We start from the raw sequence: 15,569 nt of genomic DNA on the forward strand, positions 1-15,569 counted from the left end.
TTCAGCCCTTCGATCCGGTCAGCGCGATCGATTCGATGATCTGCCGCTGGAAGACGAGGAAGACGATCAGCACCGGCAGCAGCGCCACCAGCGAAGCGGCCATGATCAGCGGGAAGTCTGTCTGCACAGCGTAGGTGGCGTTGAAGTTCGCGATCACCAGCTGCAGGGTGTGCACGTTCTCCGAGTTCAGGTAGATGATCGGGCCAAGGTAGTCGTTCCACACGCCCATGAACCACAGGATGACCTGGGCGGCGATCGCCGGCCGGATCAGCGGCAGCACGATCCGCCAGAAGATCTGCGGATGGGTGGCGCCGTCGATGATTGCGGCCTCGATGAGGGAGTCCGGAACGCTCAGCAGGTACTGGCGTAGGAAAAAGACCATCATCAGATTGCCGAACAGACCGGGCACGATCAGCGGCAGCAGAGTGTCCACCCAGCCGATCTTCGAGAACAGCATGAAGGTGGGGATCATCAGCGCCGGGAACGGGATCATCACGCCGGCCAGAAGGAACAGGAAGATCCCGTTCTTGCCGGGAATGCGCATCTTCGCGAAGCCGTAGGCGGCGTAGCTGGAGGTGATGGTGCCGATCACGATCACGGTCACCGAGACGATCACCGAGTTGCGGATACCGGTCAGCAGCGGCCCGGCATCCCAGATACGCACGAAGTTGTCCCAGCGGAACGGGTCGGGGATCCACTGCGGCGGCACCTGGAATACGTTCTCGGGGGCTTTCAGCGCCGTGGAGACCATCCAGGCCAGCGGCAGCAGCATGGTGATCGCACCGAGGCACAGCAGGATGAAGACGATGATGTCTCCGGTGGTCTGGAAGGTGCGGTCCTCACGGCGGCGTCGGCGCGGGGCAGGGCCGTCGGTCAGGCCTGATCCAGGGACGGCCCCGGGGGTCTGGGGTCCGGTGGTGAGGGCGGTGGTGGCCATGGGGACTCTCCTCTCACTCCACCGTGAAGACGTTGCGGGAGTTGAGCCAGAACTGGAACGCAGTGACCAGGAAGATCATCAGTCCCAGGACGAGGCTCATAGCGGTCGCGTACCCCAGCTGGAGGTTCTGGAAGCCCTCGCGCCAGATGTACCAGACGATGGTGGCGGAGCCGAACTCGGGACCGCCGGTGGGGGTCATGATGTTGATCTCCGCGAACATCTGGGCGCCGCCGATGATGCCGGTGACCACCAGGAAGAAGGTGACCGGGCGCAGCATCGGCACGGTGACGTGGCGGAAGCGATCGATGGTCCCGGCGCCGTCGAGCTGGGCGGCCTCCAGCAGGTTGCGGGGCACCGACTGGAGTGCGGCGAGGTAGAGAAGCGTGGAGAACCCGATGCCCTTCCACACGCCCATGATGATCAGCGCCGGCTTGACCCACGCCTTCTCGTTGAGCCAGTTCGGACCGTCGATGCCGACGATCGACAGCAGTTGGTTGATGAAACCGAAGTCGCCGTTGAGCGCCCACTGCCACAGGATCGAGATCGCGGCGACGGAGGAGACGCCGGGCAGGTAGTATAGGACACGGAAGACGGCCCTGCCGGGCAGTGGTCGGTTCAGGGCCAGCGCCAGCAGCAGGGAGATGAACAGGCCGATCGGGATGCCGAGCATCAGGAAGACCGTGTTTCCGAGCGCGGTCCAGAACAGCTCGTCGCCGATCATCCGCTCGAAGTTGGTCAGGCCCGAGAACAGCGGCGCGCTCAGGCCGTTCCAGTGGGTGAAGGCCGCATAGAAGGAGTAGAGCAGCGGGGCCAGGGCGAAGAGGGCGAAGCCGAGCACCGGCGGTGCGATGAAGATCGAACCCCAGAATCGGTCGGGCCGGTGGAGGCTCGATCGCCGCTTCCTCTCCGCCCGGGGCGTGGTGGTGGCGGTGGTCATTGTGCGTTCGCCTCCCGGTCGATCTCGAACTGCTCCTGGCCGCGGTCGAGGTCGGCCTGCATGGCGACCTGCACCTCGGCGAGGTACTCGCCGACGTCGCGCCGGCCCTCGAGGACGGGCTGAAGATTGGTGTAGAAGGTGTCCATCCAGGCGCGGGTGTAGGTGAGGTTCTCGTCGGTCACCCGGCCGTAGTCCTCGACGATGTCGAGGTACTCCTGTTTGTTCTGCGGCTCGACGCTCGTGTCGGCCACCCATTCACGGGCGTGGGTCTCGGTGTTGGGGATGGTCTGACCGCCATCGACGATCAGTCTCTGAGCATCGGGGTCGCAGGCCAGGAAGATCGCGAGCTCGGCCGCCCGTTCCGGCTTGGTGGTCTTCGCGGAGACCCCGATGCCGAGCGAGCCGATCCAGGTGGCGGGCTCGCCGGTCGCGCCGACCGGGTAGGGGCACAGGTCGAACTCGAAATCGAGCGTGCGGTAGAGCGTGAGGTCCCAGGGGGCGACGGGGAAGAAACCGATCTGGCCGCGCAGCCAGCGCTGGTAGCCGTCCAGGCCCTGCGACTCGGTGATCGAGGGGGTCACCTCGTGCACGTTCTGCAGGTCCACGAGGTACTGCAGCGCCTCACGGAACTCGGGAGTGTCCACAGTGACGGTGCGGGTGTCCTCGCTGAGCCAGGAGGCCCCGTTGGACCAGAGGAAGGCATGGATGTCGGCGCCGATGTTGATCGAAGCTCCCCAGGAGTCCCGCGTGCCGTCGCCGTCGCGGTCACCGGTCAGCTTCTGGCAGCGTTCCAGGAAGTCGTCCCAGTCCATGGGGACATCGGGGTCGGGGTGCTCGACCCCCATCTCGTCCAACAGAGTCTTGTTGAAGCCGTAGGCGAAGGGGCCGACGTCCTTGGGCATGGCGTACAGCGGGCCCTGGCCGATCAGCTCGCCGTCGAAGCGATAACGCTCCATGCCCGACTCCCAGATATCGTCCACCGGCTGCTCGGTCGAGGCGACGTAGGGATCGAGGTCCAGCAGCACGCCGTTGGTGATGTAGGACTTCGTCTGGGGCGGGTCGAAGTAGAAGACATCCGGCGCGGAGTTGCCCAGGATCGCGGTCTGCAGCTTGGTCGCGTACTGATCCACTGCGGTGTCGATCAGGCTGACACCGAATCCGGTCTTCTCCTCGAACATCCGCACCGCCTCGGCGAACACCGCCCGCTCCTCGGCGGAGCCGCGGAACATGAAGGTGATGTTGTTCGGATCGTCGGAGGAGAGGTTGCCGCAGCTCGTGGTCAGGCCGGCACAGGCCGCGGCGGCCGCTCCCGTGATGAAGGATCGTCGTCTCACGTGTTCTCTCCGGCTCGTCATCGAGGTCTGAGGGTCCAGGCATGGCTGCAAGCAGCACCGTCGCCCGTCACGCACCACCGGGGCGGCTGCGACCTTGCAAGCCTCGACGCGCCTCACCGGTGACGTGCACCACAAGGTACATCGTTGTACAGTCGAGCGCAAGAGATCGTTTACTCGCAGGGTTCGGCAACGTTGCACGCCCCGACGGCGAGCGCCCACCACCCGCGTGACCAGAGCCGGTCCACCACCCAGCATCGGGAGGCACCTGATGAGCAGGAGCACGCAGTCGCCCACAACCGGCGCAGCCGCGAAGAGGACCGACACGCCACTGCCCGGTACCGCCGCCCCCACCCGGGTGCGGCTTCACTCCGACATGACGGTGGGCCCCGTGCGCCGTCGACTGTTCGGCTCGTTCATCGAGCACATGGGCCGCTGCGTGTACACCGGGATCCATGAGCCCTCGCACCCGAGCGCCAACGCGCAGGGCTTCCGTCGAGACGTGCTGGAGCTGGTCCGTCACCTCGGCGTCACCCTGATCCGCTACCCCGGTGGGAACTTCGTGTCGGGATACCGCTGGGAGGACGGCATCGGCCCCGTCCAGGAGCGGCCCGTGCGTCGCGACCTCGCATGGCACTCGACCGAACCGAACACGGTGGGTCTGCACGAGTTCATGGACTGGCTGGACCTCGTCGACGCGGAACCGATGCTCGCCGTGAACCTGGGCACCCGAGGCGAGCAGCAGGCCGCGGAACTGCTGGAGTACGTGAACGGGGAGACCGGCACGGACCTGGCCGACCGCCGGATCCGCAACGGCCGCACAGAGCCGTGGGACGTGCGGCTGTGGTGCCTGGGCAATGAAATGGACGGGCCCTGGCAGATCGGCCATCGCTCGGCCGCCGAGTACGGCGCCGTCGCCGCCCGCACCGCGGCCCTGCTGCATCGCGCCGATCCCGCCCTCGAGCTCGTCGCCTTCGGATCCTCCTTCCCGTCGATGCCGACCTTCGGCAGCTGGGAGCGGGAGGTGCTGGAGGCGGCCGGCAGCGACTGCTCCCTGATCTCCGCGCACATCTACTACAGCGAGGACGACGGCGACCGCACCTCCTACCTCGCCTCCGCCGTCGACCTGGAGCGCTACCTCGACGCCGTCTGCGCGACGGCGGACCATGTCGCCGCCACGCAGCGCCGCCGGGAAACCACGCTGATCAGCCTGGATGAATGGGGCGTGGCCAGGGCCGGCGATGGCGCGGTGCCGGAGCCCACCGGTGAGGACTGGCCGATCGCGCCCCGTCTGGCTGAATCGACCTTCACCGTGGTCGATGCGGTCGTCGTCGGCTCCCTGCTGATCTCCCTGCTGCGTCGCACCGACCGGGTGGGCGCCGCCTGCCAGGCCCAGCTGGTCAACGTGCTCGGGCTGATCCGAACCGAGCCGGCGGGACCTGCCTGGTTGCAGACCATCGCCCACCCTTTCGCGCTGACCTCCGCGCATGCCCGCGGCCAGGTGCTGCGCACGGCGGCCTCGGGCCCGACGCTGGCGACCGCGAAGCATGGCGAGGTGGAGCGTGTGCAGACCGTCGCCACCTGGGACGAGGACACCGGTGCGCTCACCGTGCTCGCCACCCATCGCGGCCAGGATGCTCCAGCTGCGCTCGAGGTCGACCTGAGCGATCTCGACCCCGATCTCGAGCTCACCGAGGCCCTGGTGATCACTGACGAGGACCCGTCGGCCACTAACACCGCGGACCATCCCGATCGGGTCCTGCCCGCTCCCCTGGCCGGCACGACCCTCAGCGACGGCGTGCTGCACGCCAACCTGCCCCCGATCTCCTGGGCGATGCTGCGTCTGCACCGCCCGGGCAACCGGGACGCCCAGCGCGTCCACCCCTGAGACGACCTGCACCGACGCGGGTCGGGAACGGAGCAGCCATGCGACGACGCACCCTCACCACGGCACTGGCCGCAGCGGTGACGGCAGGAGCCGCGGCTCCTGCCGCCGCTGGCGGTCCCGGCAGCGGCACGCCGGGCGGCCTCCCCGCGGGCTCGGACCCGTCGGCCCCGAGACCCGCCGGCGGGAAGGGGCGCCGCAAGCCCCGTCGGCTGATGCCCGGCACCGGCCTGTACCCGCGGGCGATCCGGCTCGCGCACAACGGTGCGGCCGACGGACGGCTGCTGGCCAGCGTGGTCACCTTCGAGGGGCCGCGCGGCACCGGCGCCGTCTTCGAGTCCACCGACGACGGGGCCACCTTCGAGCAGATCGGCGAGGTCGGCGACGAGGCGACCACCGGCGGCGAGGGCCTGTGCTGCGCCACCCTCTACGAGCTGCCTGACCGGGTCGGCGACCTGCCGGCCGGAACGCTGCTGTGGGCGGCCTCGGTGGGGGCGGACACCGGCGAGGACCGGCGCATGTCGATCCGGATCTGGGCCAGCACCGACGTGGGCCGCAGCTGGGAACGGATCGCGATCACGCACACTGCATCGAACGCCGGCGGCTTGTGGGAACCGGAGTTCGCGCTCGCCGACGACGGCACCCTGGTGATGTGGTTCTGCGACGAGACCGACGGTGAGCGCCACTCCCAGAAGATCGTCCAGCAGACCTCGACGGACGCTGTGACGTGGACGGAAGTCGAAGAGACCATCGCGCTGGCCGATCCGACGGCCCGGCCCGGCATGCCCAATGTGCGTCGGCTGCACGACGGTCGCTGGCTGATGAGCTACGAGGTGTGCGGCCCGAATCATCTGTGCCGCATCCACATGCGCACCAGCGATGATCCCCGCAGCTGGGGTCCGGTCACGCACCTGGATCCGGTGATCCGCGCCGCCGACGGGACCGAGCCGCGGCACACTCCGACGATCCTGGTGGACGACGACGGGTCCGTGCTGCTCGGCGCACAGATGCAGTATGCGCCCGACGGGGATGTCAGCCACCGCAACGGGAAGATCGCGTTGCGCAGCAAGCGCATCGCTGAGGGGGTGCCGTGGGTGACCGAGCGGGTGCCGGTGCCGGTGAAGGATCCGTGGGACAACTACTGCCCCAACTACTCCCCCACCTTCGTGCGTTCGGCTGCTGGTGACCTGGTGCAGATCACCTCCGCGCCGAACGCTGATGAGGTGTGCGAGGCCTGGGTGGGCTCGCGGCGCTGAGCCCCGACCGGGCCGGGACCGGCTCGATCCGGCCGGTCCCGGCCAGATGGGCGGCGCTCCTTCCGTCGGCCCGGCCAGCTGGGCGGCGTTCCTTCCGCCGGACCCTGCCAGCTGGGCGGCGTTCCTTCCGCCGGACCCTGCCAGCTGGGCGGCGTTCCTTCCGCCGGACCCTGCCAGCCCGTACCGTGGTGGACATCTGTATGACGTGGTGCAGCCGAGAGGGGCTCTCATGACCATCCGACCGTTCCGAGTCTGGCAAGCACTGATCGCGGCTGCCGCCTCCGCCATGCTCCTGGCCGCCTGCGGGGGCGGGGCCGATGATGCTGCCGCACCCCCGCCGGGGGAGGACACGGCCGAGGCTTCCGATGGCGGCAGCGTCGATTCCGAGCCCGGCGCCTCCGACGGTGGCAGCGTCGACTCCGAGCCGAGCGCTTCCGATGCCGGCGGGCAGGAGGAACCGAACGAGGCTGCGACGACGATCTCCTTCGTCTGGCCGGATGACTCCTGGCAGATCGAGGAGCTCGACGAGAATCCGTGCGCGAACGGCTTCATCGGTCCCTCCCCGTTCGGCGATGGCCCCGATTACTTCACCTGCGGTCCGACTGCGGCGGGGCTGATCGCCTGCCATGCGAACGGCGGGGAGACGCTGTGCGTGCGGAACCATGCCGACAAGCAGGCCGTCCGGTTCCGCAGTCCGGAGGCCGACGGATTCAGCGCGCCGCCGCCCGAGGACGGGGCATCGCCGGTCGGAGCCGTGCTAGAGGACGGGACGACCTGCAACCTGGTCGCCCACGACCACATGCCGCATGCCGAGGGGCGCAGCTCCTGGCTGCACTGCGAGGACGGCGAGAGCGCGCTGCTGACGCTGGAGGAGGGCTCCATGGAGTACTTCGACACCACCGAGCAGCCGTGGAAGGCCGAGCTCGGGGTGGGCACTGAGGAGCCGACGATCGTCGAAGTCTCCGACGTGATCTACCTGGCCACCCCTGAGGACGCCCAGGTCGACGACTGAGCGGCGGGCAGGCCTGCCCTGGCTGCTCGACACCGGGCCCGGGCGTGCCGTTAGCAGGCCAGGCGGCGCGGCGTGGCAGTGCAGGCCAGGCGGCGCGGCGTAGCAGTGCGGGCCAGGCGGCGCGGCGTAGCAGTGCGGGCCAGGCGGCGCGGCGTAGCAGTGCGGGCCAGGCGGCGCGGCGTAGCAGTGCGGGCCAGGCGGCGCGGCGTAGCAGTGCGGGCCGGGCGGCGCGGGGCCGTACCGCTGGCTCCTTCGGCTGAGCTCAGACCGCCTTGGGGTCGTGGCTCGTGCTGGCCGTCTGCGTCGCGGCTGCACGCTCCTTCGCGCCGGCGCGCAGGGCGATGAACAGGAACACCAGCGCGATGGTCAGAATCACGTGGCCCAGCCCGGCCATGCCCGGGATCGCTGCCGAGGTGGTGGCCGGGTCGTGGCCGTTCAGCGTGAACAGGCCGCGCACCACCATCATCGCAACGGTCCAGATCAGGCCCACGTTGTAGGTCCAGTAGAAGATCTCGAAGGACCGGCGCCCTCGAAGCGTAAGCAGGCCGTCGAGAGCGGCAACGACGAGGAACATGAGCATGCCCAGTGCCAACAGGTGGGTGTGGACGGTGCTCAGCGGCGACTCGGTGGTGAGGGTGTCGGTGAGCTTCGTGTACTCACGGTAGAAGACGCCTGAGACCAGGCCCAGGATCATGTACGCGAAGGCAGTATTGATGAGGCGTGTCATGCCGCCAGGTTAGGAAACGCCTGCCACGTGCGGATCCATCCTTCGGTGGATCTCGGAGGATAACCCCGGTTCGTGCCCTGTCGGTGCCGTCGGATGGGTCCGAGGTCCCGGCGTGCCGTAGCGATTCGGTACTGGAGCGTGGCGCCGCTGCCCCTGGAAGCGGTGGTGCCACGCTCCAGTACCGAATTCCCCCCGCGGGTCACTGCGCCTCGGCCGGTTCGGCCTCCTCGATGGCGCGTGCGATCGCGGCGCGGTCGATGCGTCGGCGCACCACCAGCGCGTACAACAGGGCTGCGAGCAGCACGGCGGGCACGCCGATCAGGGCGGCTTCGGTCATCGAGTCACGCACGAACACGGTGGCCATCACAGCACCGAGACCCACCAGTCCCACACCGGCGCTGACCACGCCGCCTGGCATGCGGAAGGATGAGCCGTGCTGGCGGGCCCGCCGGAACGCGATATAGGTGACGAGGATCAGCACCCACACGATCACCGCGGAGAAAACCACCAGACTCATGAGCTTCCCGAACACGCCGCCCACGCCGGAGAAGGCGAGCGCGGCGGCAACGAGGATGCCGAGCGAGCACACGGCGATACCGACCACCGGGACTCGGCGCGCGGAGAGCCGTGCGAACGCCTTGGGTGCGAGTCGGTCGAGCGCCAGGGAGTGAAGCATGCGGCTGCCGGCGTAGAGGTTTGCGTTGGCGGCCGACAGCGCGGCGATCAGCACGAGCGCGTTGGTCACATGCGCTGCACCGGCGATCCCTGCCGCATCGAACACGGTGACGAACGGGGAGGCGGCAACGTCATCACCGCTCGCAGCAGCCTGCTGCCACGGGATGAGCGCCACGACAATGCCGATGCACAGCACGTAGAAGAACGCCAGTCGGATCACCGTGGTGCGAGCAGCGGTACGGATCGAGCGGGCCGGGTCCTTCGCCTCCGCGGCGGTGATGGAGAGCAGCTCGATGCCGCCGAAGCTGAACATCACCACGGACAGCGCGACCCACACCGCCGCCCAGCCGTTGGGCGCGAATCCGCCGTCGGCCGTGAGCTGCGTGAGCCCGGGCGCGGGCGCCGACGGTGTGCCGACGAACACGAGGAACAGGCCGATCAGGATGAACACGATGACCGCGAGCACTTTGATGCTGGACAGCGCGAATTCGACCACCCCGAAGGAGCCGACGGTCACGACATTCACGCCCACGATGATCGCCGCGAACAGGAGGATCCCTACCCAGATCGGCACGCCCGGGGCCCAGTAGGACAGGTAGATCGCGCAGGCGACAAGCTCCGTGGCGGTGACGCCGACGGTGGTGATCCAGTACAGCCAGCGCACCAGGTAGCCCCAGAACGGGGACAGGTAATGAGCGGCGAGCGTACCGAAGCCGCCGTGCACGGGATGCCGGGATGCCATCTCCCCCATGGCCAGGGCGATCGTCGCAGCGATCAGGGAGCCGAGCGCAAAGGCGACGATCGTGGCGGGGCCGGCGATTGCGATCGCGCCACCGGAGCCCAGGAACAGCCCTGTGCCGGACGCCGGAGCCACGGCGCTCATCGCCCGCCGGCCCTGGGTGGGGGGGGGGGGGGGCCCCGGCGGGTGTTCGGGCGCCGCCGGGGGGCCGACCGGGGGGGGGGGGGGCCTCTCTCTCACGTTCGCGCTCGCCGCGGCCTGCCCGCGGNGGGGCGGAGGGGCGTTCGCGGTGCGGGGGCTGGGATGGGGTCACCCCGGCACCTTATCGCTGCACTGCCTGGTCAGGCGCAGGCCGGCCGACGTAAGGGAACGTCAGTCGATCGGGTAGGCAACGAAGGCGAAGCGCTCCGAGTCTGGGGCCCAGGAAGCTGGTGCGCTGGCCGTGCCGCCGGTGTCGCCTCAGACCTCCTCACGCTCCCCACGTCCACGCGTGTGGCCCTGAGGCTTCATCCGGGCCAGGTAGCGCAGCACGTGCATAGCGGTGCGCTGCAGCTCGCCGAGCGTGAGGCCATCCCCCTGCTGGTGGGACTGGTAGGCGGCGTCATCGCGGACGGTGCTGTCGTGCTGGGTGCCGCCGGGCATGAGCACGTCGACGCCGGCGCGCACCCGGTAGGCGCTGTCGCGTAGCGCCGGGAAGTCCGGGTCCTGGGCCATGCGCATCCACCAGTCGGTGACGATGAAGCCGTCGTAGCCCCATTCGCCGCGCAGGATGGTGGTCACCAGCTCGTAGTGGTAGTGCGCCCATACGCCGTTGATTTTGTTGTACGAGGTCATGATGACCTCGGGGGAGGATTCACGGACCATGATCCGGAAGCCCTTGAGGTAGATCTCGCGCAGGGCGCGTTCGGAGACGCGTACATCCACGTGGATCCGCTCGTACTCCTGGTTGTTGCAGGCGAAGTGTTTCGGGCAGGCTGCCACACCCTTCGACTGGATGCCGCGCACCTGCCCGGCGGCGGTGAGGCCGGAGAGCAGCGGGTCCTCCGAAAAGTACTCGAAGTTCCGGCCGCACAGAGGGTCGCGATGGATGTTCATGCCGGGGCCGAGCAGGATGTCCGAGCCCTTGCTGATCATCTCCTCGGCGTGCAGCGCGGCCATCTCCTCAACGGCCTGCGGGTTCCAGGCTGAGGCGAGGGCCGTGCCGCACGGCAGCAGTGAGGCATAGTCCGAGATGCGGATTCCGGAGGGGCCGTCGGTTGTGATCGCGGGGGTCACACCGCGGGCACGCAACGCCTTGGAGACGCCGCCGACGGCCCCCGCGTTGCCGGCCGCACCGAGAGGGCTGTCCATGGTGACGTCGCCGTACGTGATGTCGGCGAGTTCGCGCGGGGTGAGGGTGGCGACGAAGGACTCCACGTCCAGACGGCCCTCGAGCACTTCGGAGAAGTCGGGCCTGGCCTCCTCGGGGGCGGTGAGCTCCTGCGGGAGCCGCTCGAGGATGCGGTCCTTCAATGAGACGGTGCGGGTGGGGACGGGCTCATGGGAGACGACGGCGCGGCCGTCGGGCCCGTGGCCGAGAGTCATGCGCTCGAAGGCGTGGGCCGGGTCGACGGCGGCGACCTCCTCACGCTGCTCGACGATCCGCAGCTCGGGGACCTCGATGGCACCGGCGGGGACGGCCGCGCGCACGTCGTGGCCGAGGTGGAACTCGTACTGGCCGGCCTCCAGGACGAAGGCGCTGCGATGGCCGGTGGTGCCGGCGTCGTCGTAGGAGGCGAGGTCGCCCCAGGCCGCGGTCAGCTCGACCTCGGCGCTCGCGCCGGGCTCGAGCTGCTCGGTGCGGGTGAAGGCGATGAGCTCGCGGGCAGGCTGGGCGAGGGCGCCGACGGGCTTGGCCACGTACGCCTGCACGACCTCGGAGCCGGGGCGCTCACCGGTGTTGGTGATGCGGGCACGCAGGGTGATGTGCTCGTCGTCGGACTCCGCGCCGAGCGGCTCAACGGCGAAGTCCGTGTAGCCCAGCCCCGCGCCGAAGGGGAACAGGACCGCCTCCGGGGCGAAGGTCTCGAAGTAGCGGTAGCCGACGAAGATGTCCTCAACGTAATCGGTGGCCACGGCGTCGCCGAAGTTCGGTGCAGCCGGGCAGTCTTCGTAGCGGCGAGCGATCGTCGAGGTGAGACGGCCGCCTGGCTCGACGGCGCCGGTGAGGACGTCTGCCAGGGCGTTGCCGGCCTCCATGCCGCCGGCCCAGGCGATGACCAGTCCCGCAATGGGATGCTCCTCCACCCAGGCCATGTCCATCACGTTGCCGACGTCGAGGATCACGACGGTGCGCTCGAAGGCGCCGGTGACCTGGCTGAGCAGCGTCCTCTCCTGCTCGGTGAGGTAGTACGAGCCAGGTTCGAGCTGGGCGTCGCGGTCCTCCCCGGCCGCACGGCCGATCACCAGGATCGCCACCTCGTTGCGTTCGGCGGCGGCACGCACCTCGTTGTCGGAGAGCTCAAGCTCCGGATAGTGGGTGGGCCACTGGCCCCAGACGCCGCCCGGATCGGCCGGGTTCTCGACGCTGAAGGTCTCGTAGCGGGCGGCGAGCTCTTCATCGACCTCGACGATGCCGCTCGCGCGCAGGGAGTCCAGGAGGTTCGTCTGGTACGGCTCGTTGACATCACCGCCGGAGCCGTAGCCCACGCCTATCCAGTCCTTCTGGATGCGTCCAAACACCGCGATCTTCTGGCCCGGACGCAGGGGGAGCACGTCCTCATTGCGCAGCAGCACGGTGCCCTGGGCCGCGAGCGCCCGGGCCCTGGCAGCCAGATCGGGGTCGACGCTGCGGTCGACGTCGGGGTCGACCGAGGTGAAGTACTGGGATGTGGGGACGTCGTTCACGATGCCTTCTCTCGCAGGGGCAGCAGTCGACGTTCCCGCTCGGGCGCCCACCGACAGGCGTCCTTCGGGGACCCACCGACAGGGGCCCTTCGGGGACCCACTGACAGGCATCGTCGACCCGTGGGGGACGTGTCGACCTGCTCGACCGACGAGGCGGGGGCCGGTCCTTCAGCATCCGGCGAATGCGTGTGCGATCAGCCCATCCCGATGGAGAACGTTCTCAGCGAGCAGTCTATGGGAACGTGGGCAACGGGGGCAGGACGAAGCTCTCTGGCAGGTCCACCCCGCCGTCGGCTGTGCCGGCGTCGTCGTTCCGGGGCGGACTGCGGGCCGCGAGCGCGGTGAAGGCCCGGTCGACCGTTGCCCGGATCAGCCGATCCAGTCGGTCTCAACCGTGGTCTCTCCCGCTGCGGCCGCGCTCGCCGCGGCGATGACCAGCGCCATCGCAGCGGCGCCGGGGTCCATGACGCCCTTGGAGACGTCACCCACATAGCTGGCGCGGCCCCGTCTGGCGACGACGTCGGCGGTGCCCTGGGCGGCGGTGCGCGCGGCCTCGGCGGCGCGGTCCAGGGCCTCGGTGACCGAGCCACCCTGGTGCAACGCCTACACGGCCGGAGCGAGAGCGTCGATCATGGTCTTGTCTCCGACCTCGGCCTGTCCGTACCGCTGCACGGTGGCCTGGCCGGCGGCGAGGGCCTCGGCGAACTGTTCGAGGGACGGGGCGCTCTCGTCGGCCGATGCCTTCGAGAGCTCGCGGAAGAACATGCCGTTGAGAGGTCCGGAGGTGCCGCCCACGCCGAGCCAGGCCATGGACATGGCCTGGACCCACTCGTGGTAGGTGGACGGGTTCGTCTCGGCGATGTTGCGGGAGGCGTTCTTCATGGCGACGCGGACGTTGTCGCCGAAGTCGCCGTCGCCGGCTCGACGGTCCAGGTCACCGAGCGCCGGGGCGGCACCGGAGAGGGTCTCGTGCAGGATGGTGATGAAGGCGCGGCCGAAGTCCTCGCCCAGGGTGGATCCGTCAGTCATCTCAGTCTCCTTCACCAGGTCAGGGCAGGGGTGCGGACGGGGGCGTCCCAGAGCCGACAGATCTCGTCGTCCAGCGGCATCAGGGTGATCGAGAAGCCCTGCATGTCCAGGCTGGTGACGTAGGAGCCGACGAGGCTGCGGGTGATGTGGATGCCGAGGTCGGCGAGGCGGTGGTGCAGGGCGCGAGCGGCGACCTGCAGCTCCAACGGGTAGGCGGAGCCGAGCCCGTTGACGATCGCAAGGACGTCCTCGCCGCGACGCAGCTGCAGGTGCTCCACCAGCGGGTCCACGAGCTGAGCGGTCAGGCCGTCGGCGTCGGTGTACGGGACGCGGTCGATGCCGCGCTCGCCGTGGATGCCGACGCCGAGCTCGACAGCATCGGCCGGCAGCTCGAACTGTGGCTCCTCGTCGCCGGGATGGGTGCCGGCGGCGAGCGCCAGGCTCATGGAGCGGGCGCGCCCAGCGACGCGACGGCCGATGGCCGCGACCTCCGGCAGGGTGTAGCCCTGCTCCGCGGCGGCGCCACAGATCTTCTCGACGATCACGGTGGCTGCGGTGCCGCGACGGCCGGGACCCTCGTTGCCACCCTTGTCGGAGGCGATGTCGTCGTCGACCAGCACGATCTCGGTGTCGATCTGGTCGTCGCCGGAGAACTCACCAGCGATGCGGAAGTTCAGCACGTCGCCGGTGTAGTTCTTGACCACCTGGACGACGCCCTGGCCGTGATCGGCGGCTTTCGTCGCTTCCAGGACCTGCAGGGCGGTGGGGCTGGCGAAGACGGAGCCGGCGACCGCCACGTCGAGCATGCCGGCGCCGACGAAGCCGGCGTGCAACGGCTCATGGCCGGAGCCGCCTCCGGAGACGAGCCCCACTTTGTCGCGCGCCGGGACGCGGCGCGTCACGTAGCGGTGCTCCTGGTTCCAGTCCAGTATCCGCGGGTGGCTCAGGACGAGTCCTTCGAGGGCCTCGGGAACGAGGTCGTCGGGATCATTAACGATGGATCGACGCATCAGCGCTCCTTCTGGTCGAGTGATACCGAGGGTACGCGGTGGGGGCTGAGCCTGATCCCGCGGTCGCGCGAGGCGGTCGTTTCAAGCGTTTCCCAACGCGCCCGCACTCAGCACCCCGTGAGAGCGCCGCCGACCGGACACGACCGATCACGATGGTCGAGCGGGAGTACCGTCCCTGACATGTCCTACACGCTGCGCCGGGCCGTCCCGGCCGATGCCGAGGCGCTCAGCGCCCTTGCCGGTGAGCTGTTCCCCGATGCCTGCCCGTCGTTCATGCGGCGCTCGGCGATCGACGCGTTCATCGCCGAGAACCTGTCCATCGAGGCGTTCCGGGAGCACCTCGCGCATCCGTCCTGGCGGGCGTGGGTGACAGAGCGCAGCGACCAGACGGCCCCTCCGGAACCCCGGCCCAGCGTGCGGTAGCACCCGTCGCCGGGGTTGATGAGGTCAGTCACCGGTTCCGTACGCTCAGGGCTGTCTGGCCCCGCTCGTCAGGCTCAGGTCAGAACCTCTCAGTGAGCCAGCGCACGTGAGCGGCGAGCTGGGCGGTGGCTCCGCCCTAGTGCTTGTTGAAGGCGTGGACCGTCATCGTCTTCTCCGGTGAGCCGCCGCTCGCCCCGGCGTCATGGTTGTATGCCGCATACACCGTCGAGGGCGGGCGCACCATGTCGCGCAGACCCACGGACATGTTCAGAGCGGCCCCTGCCCGTCGGGCATGATGCACGGAGTCGACGTAGCCGAGGGTGTGCTCCACAGCATAGAGACGGTCGCGGTTGGTGGAAAGGTACTGGACGATCTCCTGGTAGGGGAACTCGTCGGTGATGTCGATGGCGCGGCGGATATGGCACAGGAACGGAACGTCGCACAGCACCGCATCGACATCGGGCACGGGGCCCGCGGCGATCAGAGATAGCCCACCACCGTCGGCCCCGGATCCTCGATCCCGGCGGGACGCTGGTACCAGGCCTTGCTGTGCTCGCCGTCGCAGCCGCGGAAGGTGACGTCGTAGGTCTCGACCCGCACGAGGCCGGTCTCCACTGGTTTGACGGAGTCGATCACATCGTGGGTGCGGGCCTCGGTGAGCCGCTCGGCCCAGAATTCGTCGAAGTCGGCGGGCTAGGTGTGATGTCCAGGGATGTTGTTGC

At 69.1% G+C, this 15,569-nt stretch carries 13 protein-coding genes and 1 pseudogene; 4 read left to right on the top strand and 10 right to left on the bottom strand.

Annotated elements, in window-relative coordinates; genetic code table 11:
* Position 1: 1 nt before the first annotated feature.
* Genes C8271_RS00315 through C8271_RS00325 form a run of 3 tightly spaced genes read right to left on the bottom strand, consistent with a single transcriptional unit; the run spans position 2 to position 3,208 of the window.
* Positions 2-937 carry a carbohydrate ABC transporter permease gene (locus tag C8271_RS00315; RefSeq protein WP_106505634.1) on the bottom strand — a complete coding sequence of 312 codons (936 nt, stop codon included), beginning with the start codon at positions 935-937 and terminating at the stop codon, positions 2-4.
* Positions 938-950: 13 nt separating this feature from the next.
* Positions 951-1,874: a carbohydrate ABC transporter permease gene (locus tag C8271_RS00320; protein ID WP_106505635.1), complete on the bottom strand. Its 924-nt coding sequence runs from the start codon at positions 1,872-1,874 to the stop codon at positions 951-953.
* Complete coding sequence (locus tag C8271_RS00325) at positions 1,871-3,208, bottom strand: ABC transporter substrate-binding protein (protein ID WP_106505636.1); 1,338 nt, start codon at positions 3,206-3,208, stop codon at positions 1,871-1,873. The genes C8271_RS00320 and C8271_RS00325 overlap by 4 nt, the downstream gene beginning before the upstream one ends.
* 268 nt (positions 3,209-3,476) lie before the next feature.
* On the opposite strand from C8271_RS00325, the gene C8271_RS00330 reads away from it, so the two are divergent.
* The 3 genes from C8271_RS00330 (at position 3,477) to C8271_RS00340 (ending at position 7,358) form a co-directional block, all read left to right on the top strand.
* The gene (locus C8271_RS00330) at positions 3,477-5,093 is read left to right on the top strand and encodes an alpha-N-arabinofuranosidase (protein ID WP_245920678.1); all 1,617 of its coding nucleotides are present in this window, start codon (positions 3,477-3,479) and stop codon (positions 5,091-5,093) included.
* Positions 5,094-5,131: 38 nt separating this feature from the next.
* Complete coding sequence (locus tag C8271_RS00335) at positions 5,132-6,346, top strand: exo-alpha-sialidase (RefSeq protein ID WP_106505637.1); 1,215 nt, start codon at positions 5,132-5,134, stop codon at positions 6,344-6,346.
* A 229-nt stretch (positions 6,347-6,575) separates the two neighbouring features.
* Positions 6,576-7,358: a hypothetical protein gene (locus C8271_RS00340; RefSeq protein WP_106505638.1), complete on the top strand. Its 783-nt coding sequence runs from the start codon at positions 6,576-6,578 to the stop codon at positions 7,356-7,358.
* A gap of 262 nt (positions 7,359-7,620) precedes the next feature.
* Here C8271_RS00340 and C8271_RS00345 read toward each other — a convergent pair whose 3' ends face one another.
* From C8271_RS00345 to C8271_RS00365, 5 genes and pseudogenes are all read right to left on the bottom strand, one after another.
* Positions 7,621-8,085 (bottom strand): DUF2871 domain-containing protein, encoded by a 465-nt coding sequence (locus C8271_RS00345; RefSeq protein WP_106505639.1) that lies wholly within the window; start codon positions 8,083-8,085, stop codon positions 7,621-7,623.
* Positions 8,086-8,284: 199 nt separating this feature from the next.
* Positions 8,285-9,643 carry an amino acid permease gene (locus C8271_RS00350; RefSeq protein WP_106505640.1) on the bottom strand — a complete coding sequence of 453 codons (1,359 nt, stop codon included), beginning with the start codon at positions 9,641-9,643 and terminating at the stop codon, positions 8,285-8,287.
* Between the two features lie 315 nt (positions 9,644-9,958).
* Positions 9,959-12,385 carry a glycoside hydrolase family 3 protein gene (locus C8271_RS00355; protein WP_245920680.1) on the bottom strand — a complete coding sequence of 809 codons (2,427 nt, stop codon included), beginning with the start codon at positions 12,383-12,385 and terminating at the stop codon, positions 9,959-9,961.
* 369 nt (positions 12,386-12,754) lie between these two features.
* Positions 12,755-13,414: pseudogene (dhaL, locus tag C8271_RS00360) on the bottom strand (dihydroxyacetone kinase subunit DhaL).
* Positions 13,415-13,425: 11 nt separating this feature from the next.
* Positions 13,426-14,424 carry a dihydroxyacetone kinase subunit DhaK gene (locus C8271_RS00365; RefSeq protein WP_106505642.1) on the bottom strand — a complete coding sequence of 333 codons (999 nt, stop codon included), beginning with the start codon at positions 14,422-14,424 and terminating at the stop codon, positions 13,426-13,428.
* Between the two features lie 180 nt (positions 14,425-14,604).
* Here C8271_RS00365 and C8271_RS00370 point away from each other — a divergent pair, with 180 nt between their 5' ends.
* Positions 14,605-14,847, top strand: coding sequence for a hypothetical protein (locus C8271_RS00370; protein ID WP_106505643.1), 243 nt, complete (start codon positions 14,605-14,607; stop codon positions 14,845-14,847).
* 136 nt (positions 14,848-14,983) lie between these two features.
* Here C8271_RS00370 and C8271_RS14325 read toward each other — a convergent pair whose 3' ends face one another.
* Both C8271_RS14325 and C8271_RS14330 read right to left on the bottom strand, forming a co-directional pair.
* Positions 14,984-15,313: an acetylxylan esterase gene (locus C8271_RS14325; protein ID WP_342751925.1), complete on the bottom strand. Its 330-nt coding sequence runs from the start codon at positions 15,311-15,313 to the stop codon at positions 14,984-14,986.
* A 14-nt stretch (positions 15,314-15,327) separates the two neighbouring features.
* A complete protein-coding gene (locus C8271_RS14330) occupies positions 15,328-15,483 on the bottom strand; it encodes an acetylxylan esterase (protein ID WP_342751926.1) in 156 nt (51 codons plus the stop codon).
* Positions 15,484-15,569 lie beyond the last annotated feature (86 nt).

It is taken from the genome of Brachybacterium timonense (genome assembly GCF_900258505.1).
GTDB lineage: Bacteria > Actinomycetota > Actinomycetes > Actinomycetales > Dermabacteraceae > Brachybacterium > Brachybacterium timonense.

What these genes read in the sequence shown, in the direction of transcription:
- C8271_RS00365 (WP_106505642.1), bottom strand. Translation starts at nt 14,424, where the DNA reads ATGCGTCGATCCATCGTTAATGATCCCGACGACCTCGTTCCCGAGGCC.
- C8271_RS00350 (WP_106505640.1), bottom strand. Translation starts at nt 9,643, where the DNA reads ATGAGCGCCGTGGCTCCGGCGTCCGGCACAGGGCTGTTCCTGGGCTCC.
- C8271_RS00315 (WP_106505634.1), bottom strand. Translation starts at nt 937, where the DNA reads ATGGCCACCACCGCCCTCACCACCGGACCCCAGACCCCCGGGGCCGTC.
- C8271_RS00330 (WP_245920678.1), top strand. Translation starts at nt 3,477, where the DNA reads ATGAGCAGGAGCACGCAGTCGCCCACAACCGGCGCAGCCGCGAAGAGG.
- C8271_RS00335 (WP_106505637.1), top strand. Translation starts at nt 5,132, where the DNA reads ATGCGACGACGCACCCTCACCACGGCACTGGCCGCAGCGGTGACGGCA.
- C8271_RS00320 (WP_106505635.1), bottom strand. Translation starts at nt 1,874, where the DNA reads ATGACCACCGCCACCACCACGCCCCGGGCGGAGAGGAAGCGGCGATCG.
- C8271_RS00345 (WP_106505639.1), bottom strand. Translation starts at nt 8,085, where the DNA reads ATGACACGCCTCATCAATACTGCCTTCGCGTACATGATCCTGGGCCTG.
- C8271_RS00370 (WP_106505643.1), top strand. Translation starts at nt 14,605, where the DNA reads ATGTCCTACACGCTGCGCCGGGCCGTCCCGGCCGATGCCGAGGCGCTC.
- C8271_RS00340 (WP_106505638.1), top strand. Translation starts at nt 6,576, where the DNA reads ATGACCATCCGACCGTTCCGAGTCTGGCAAGCACTGATCGCGGCTGCC.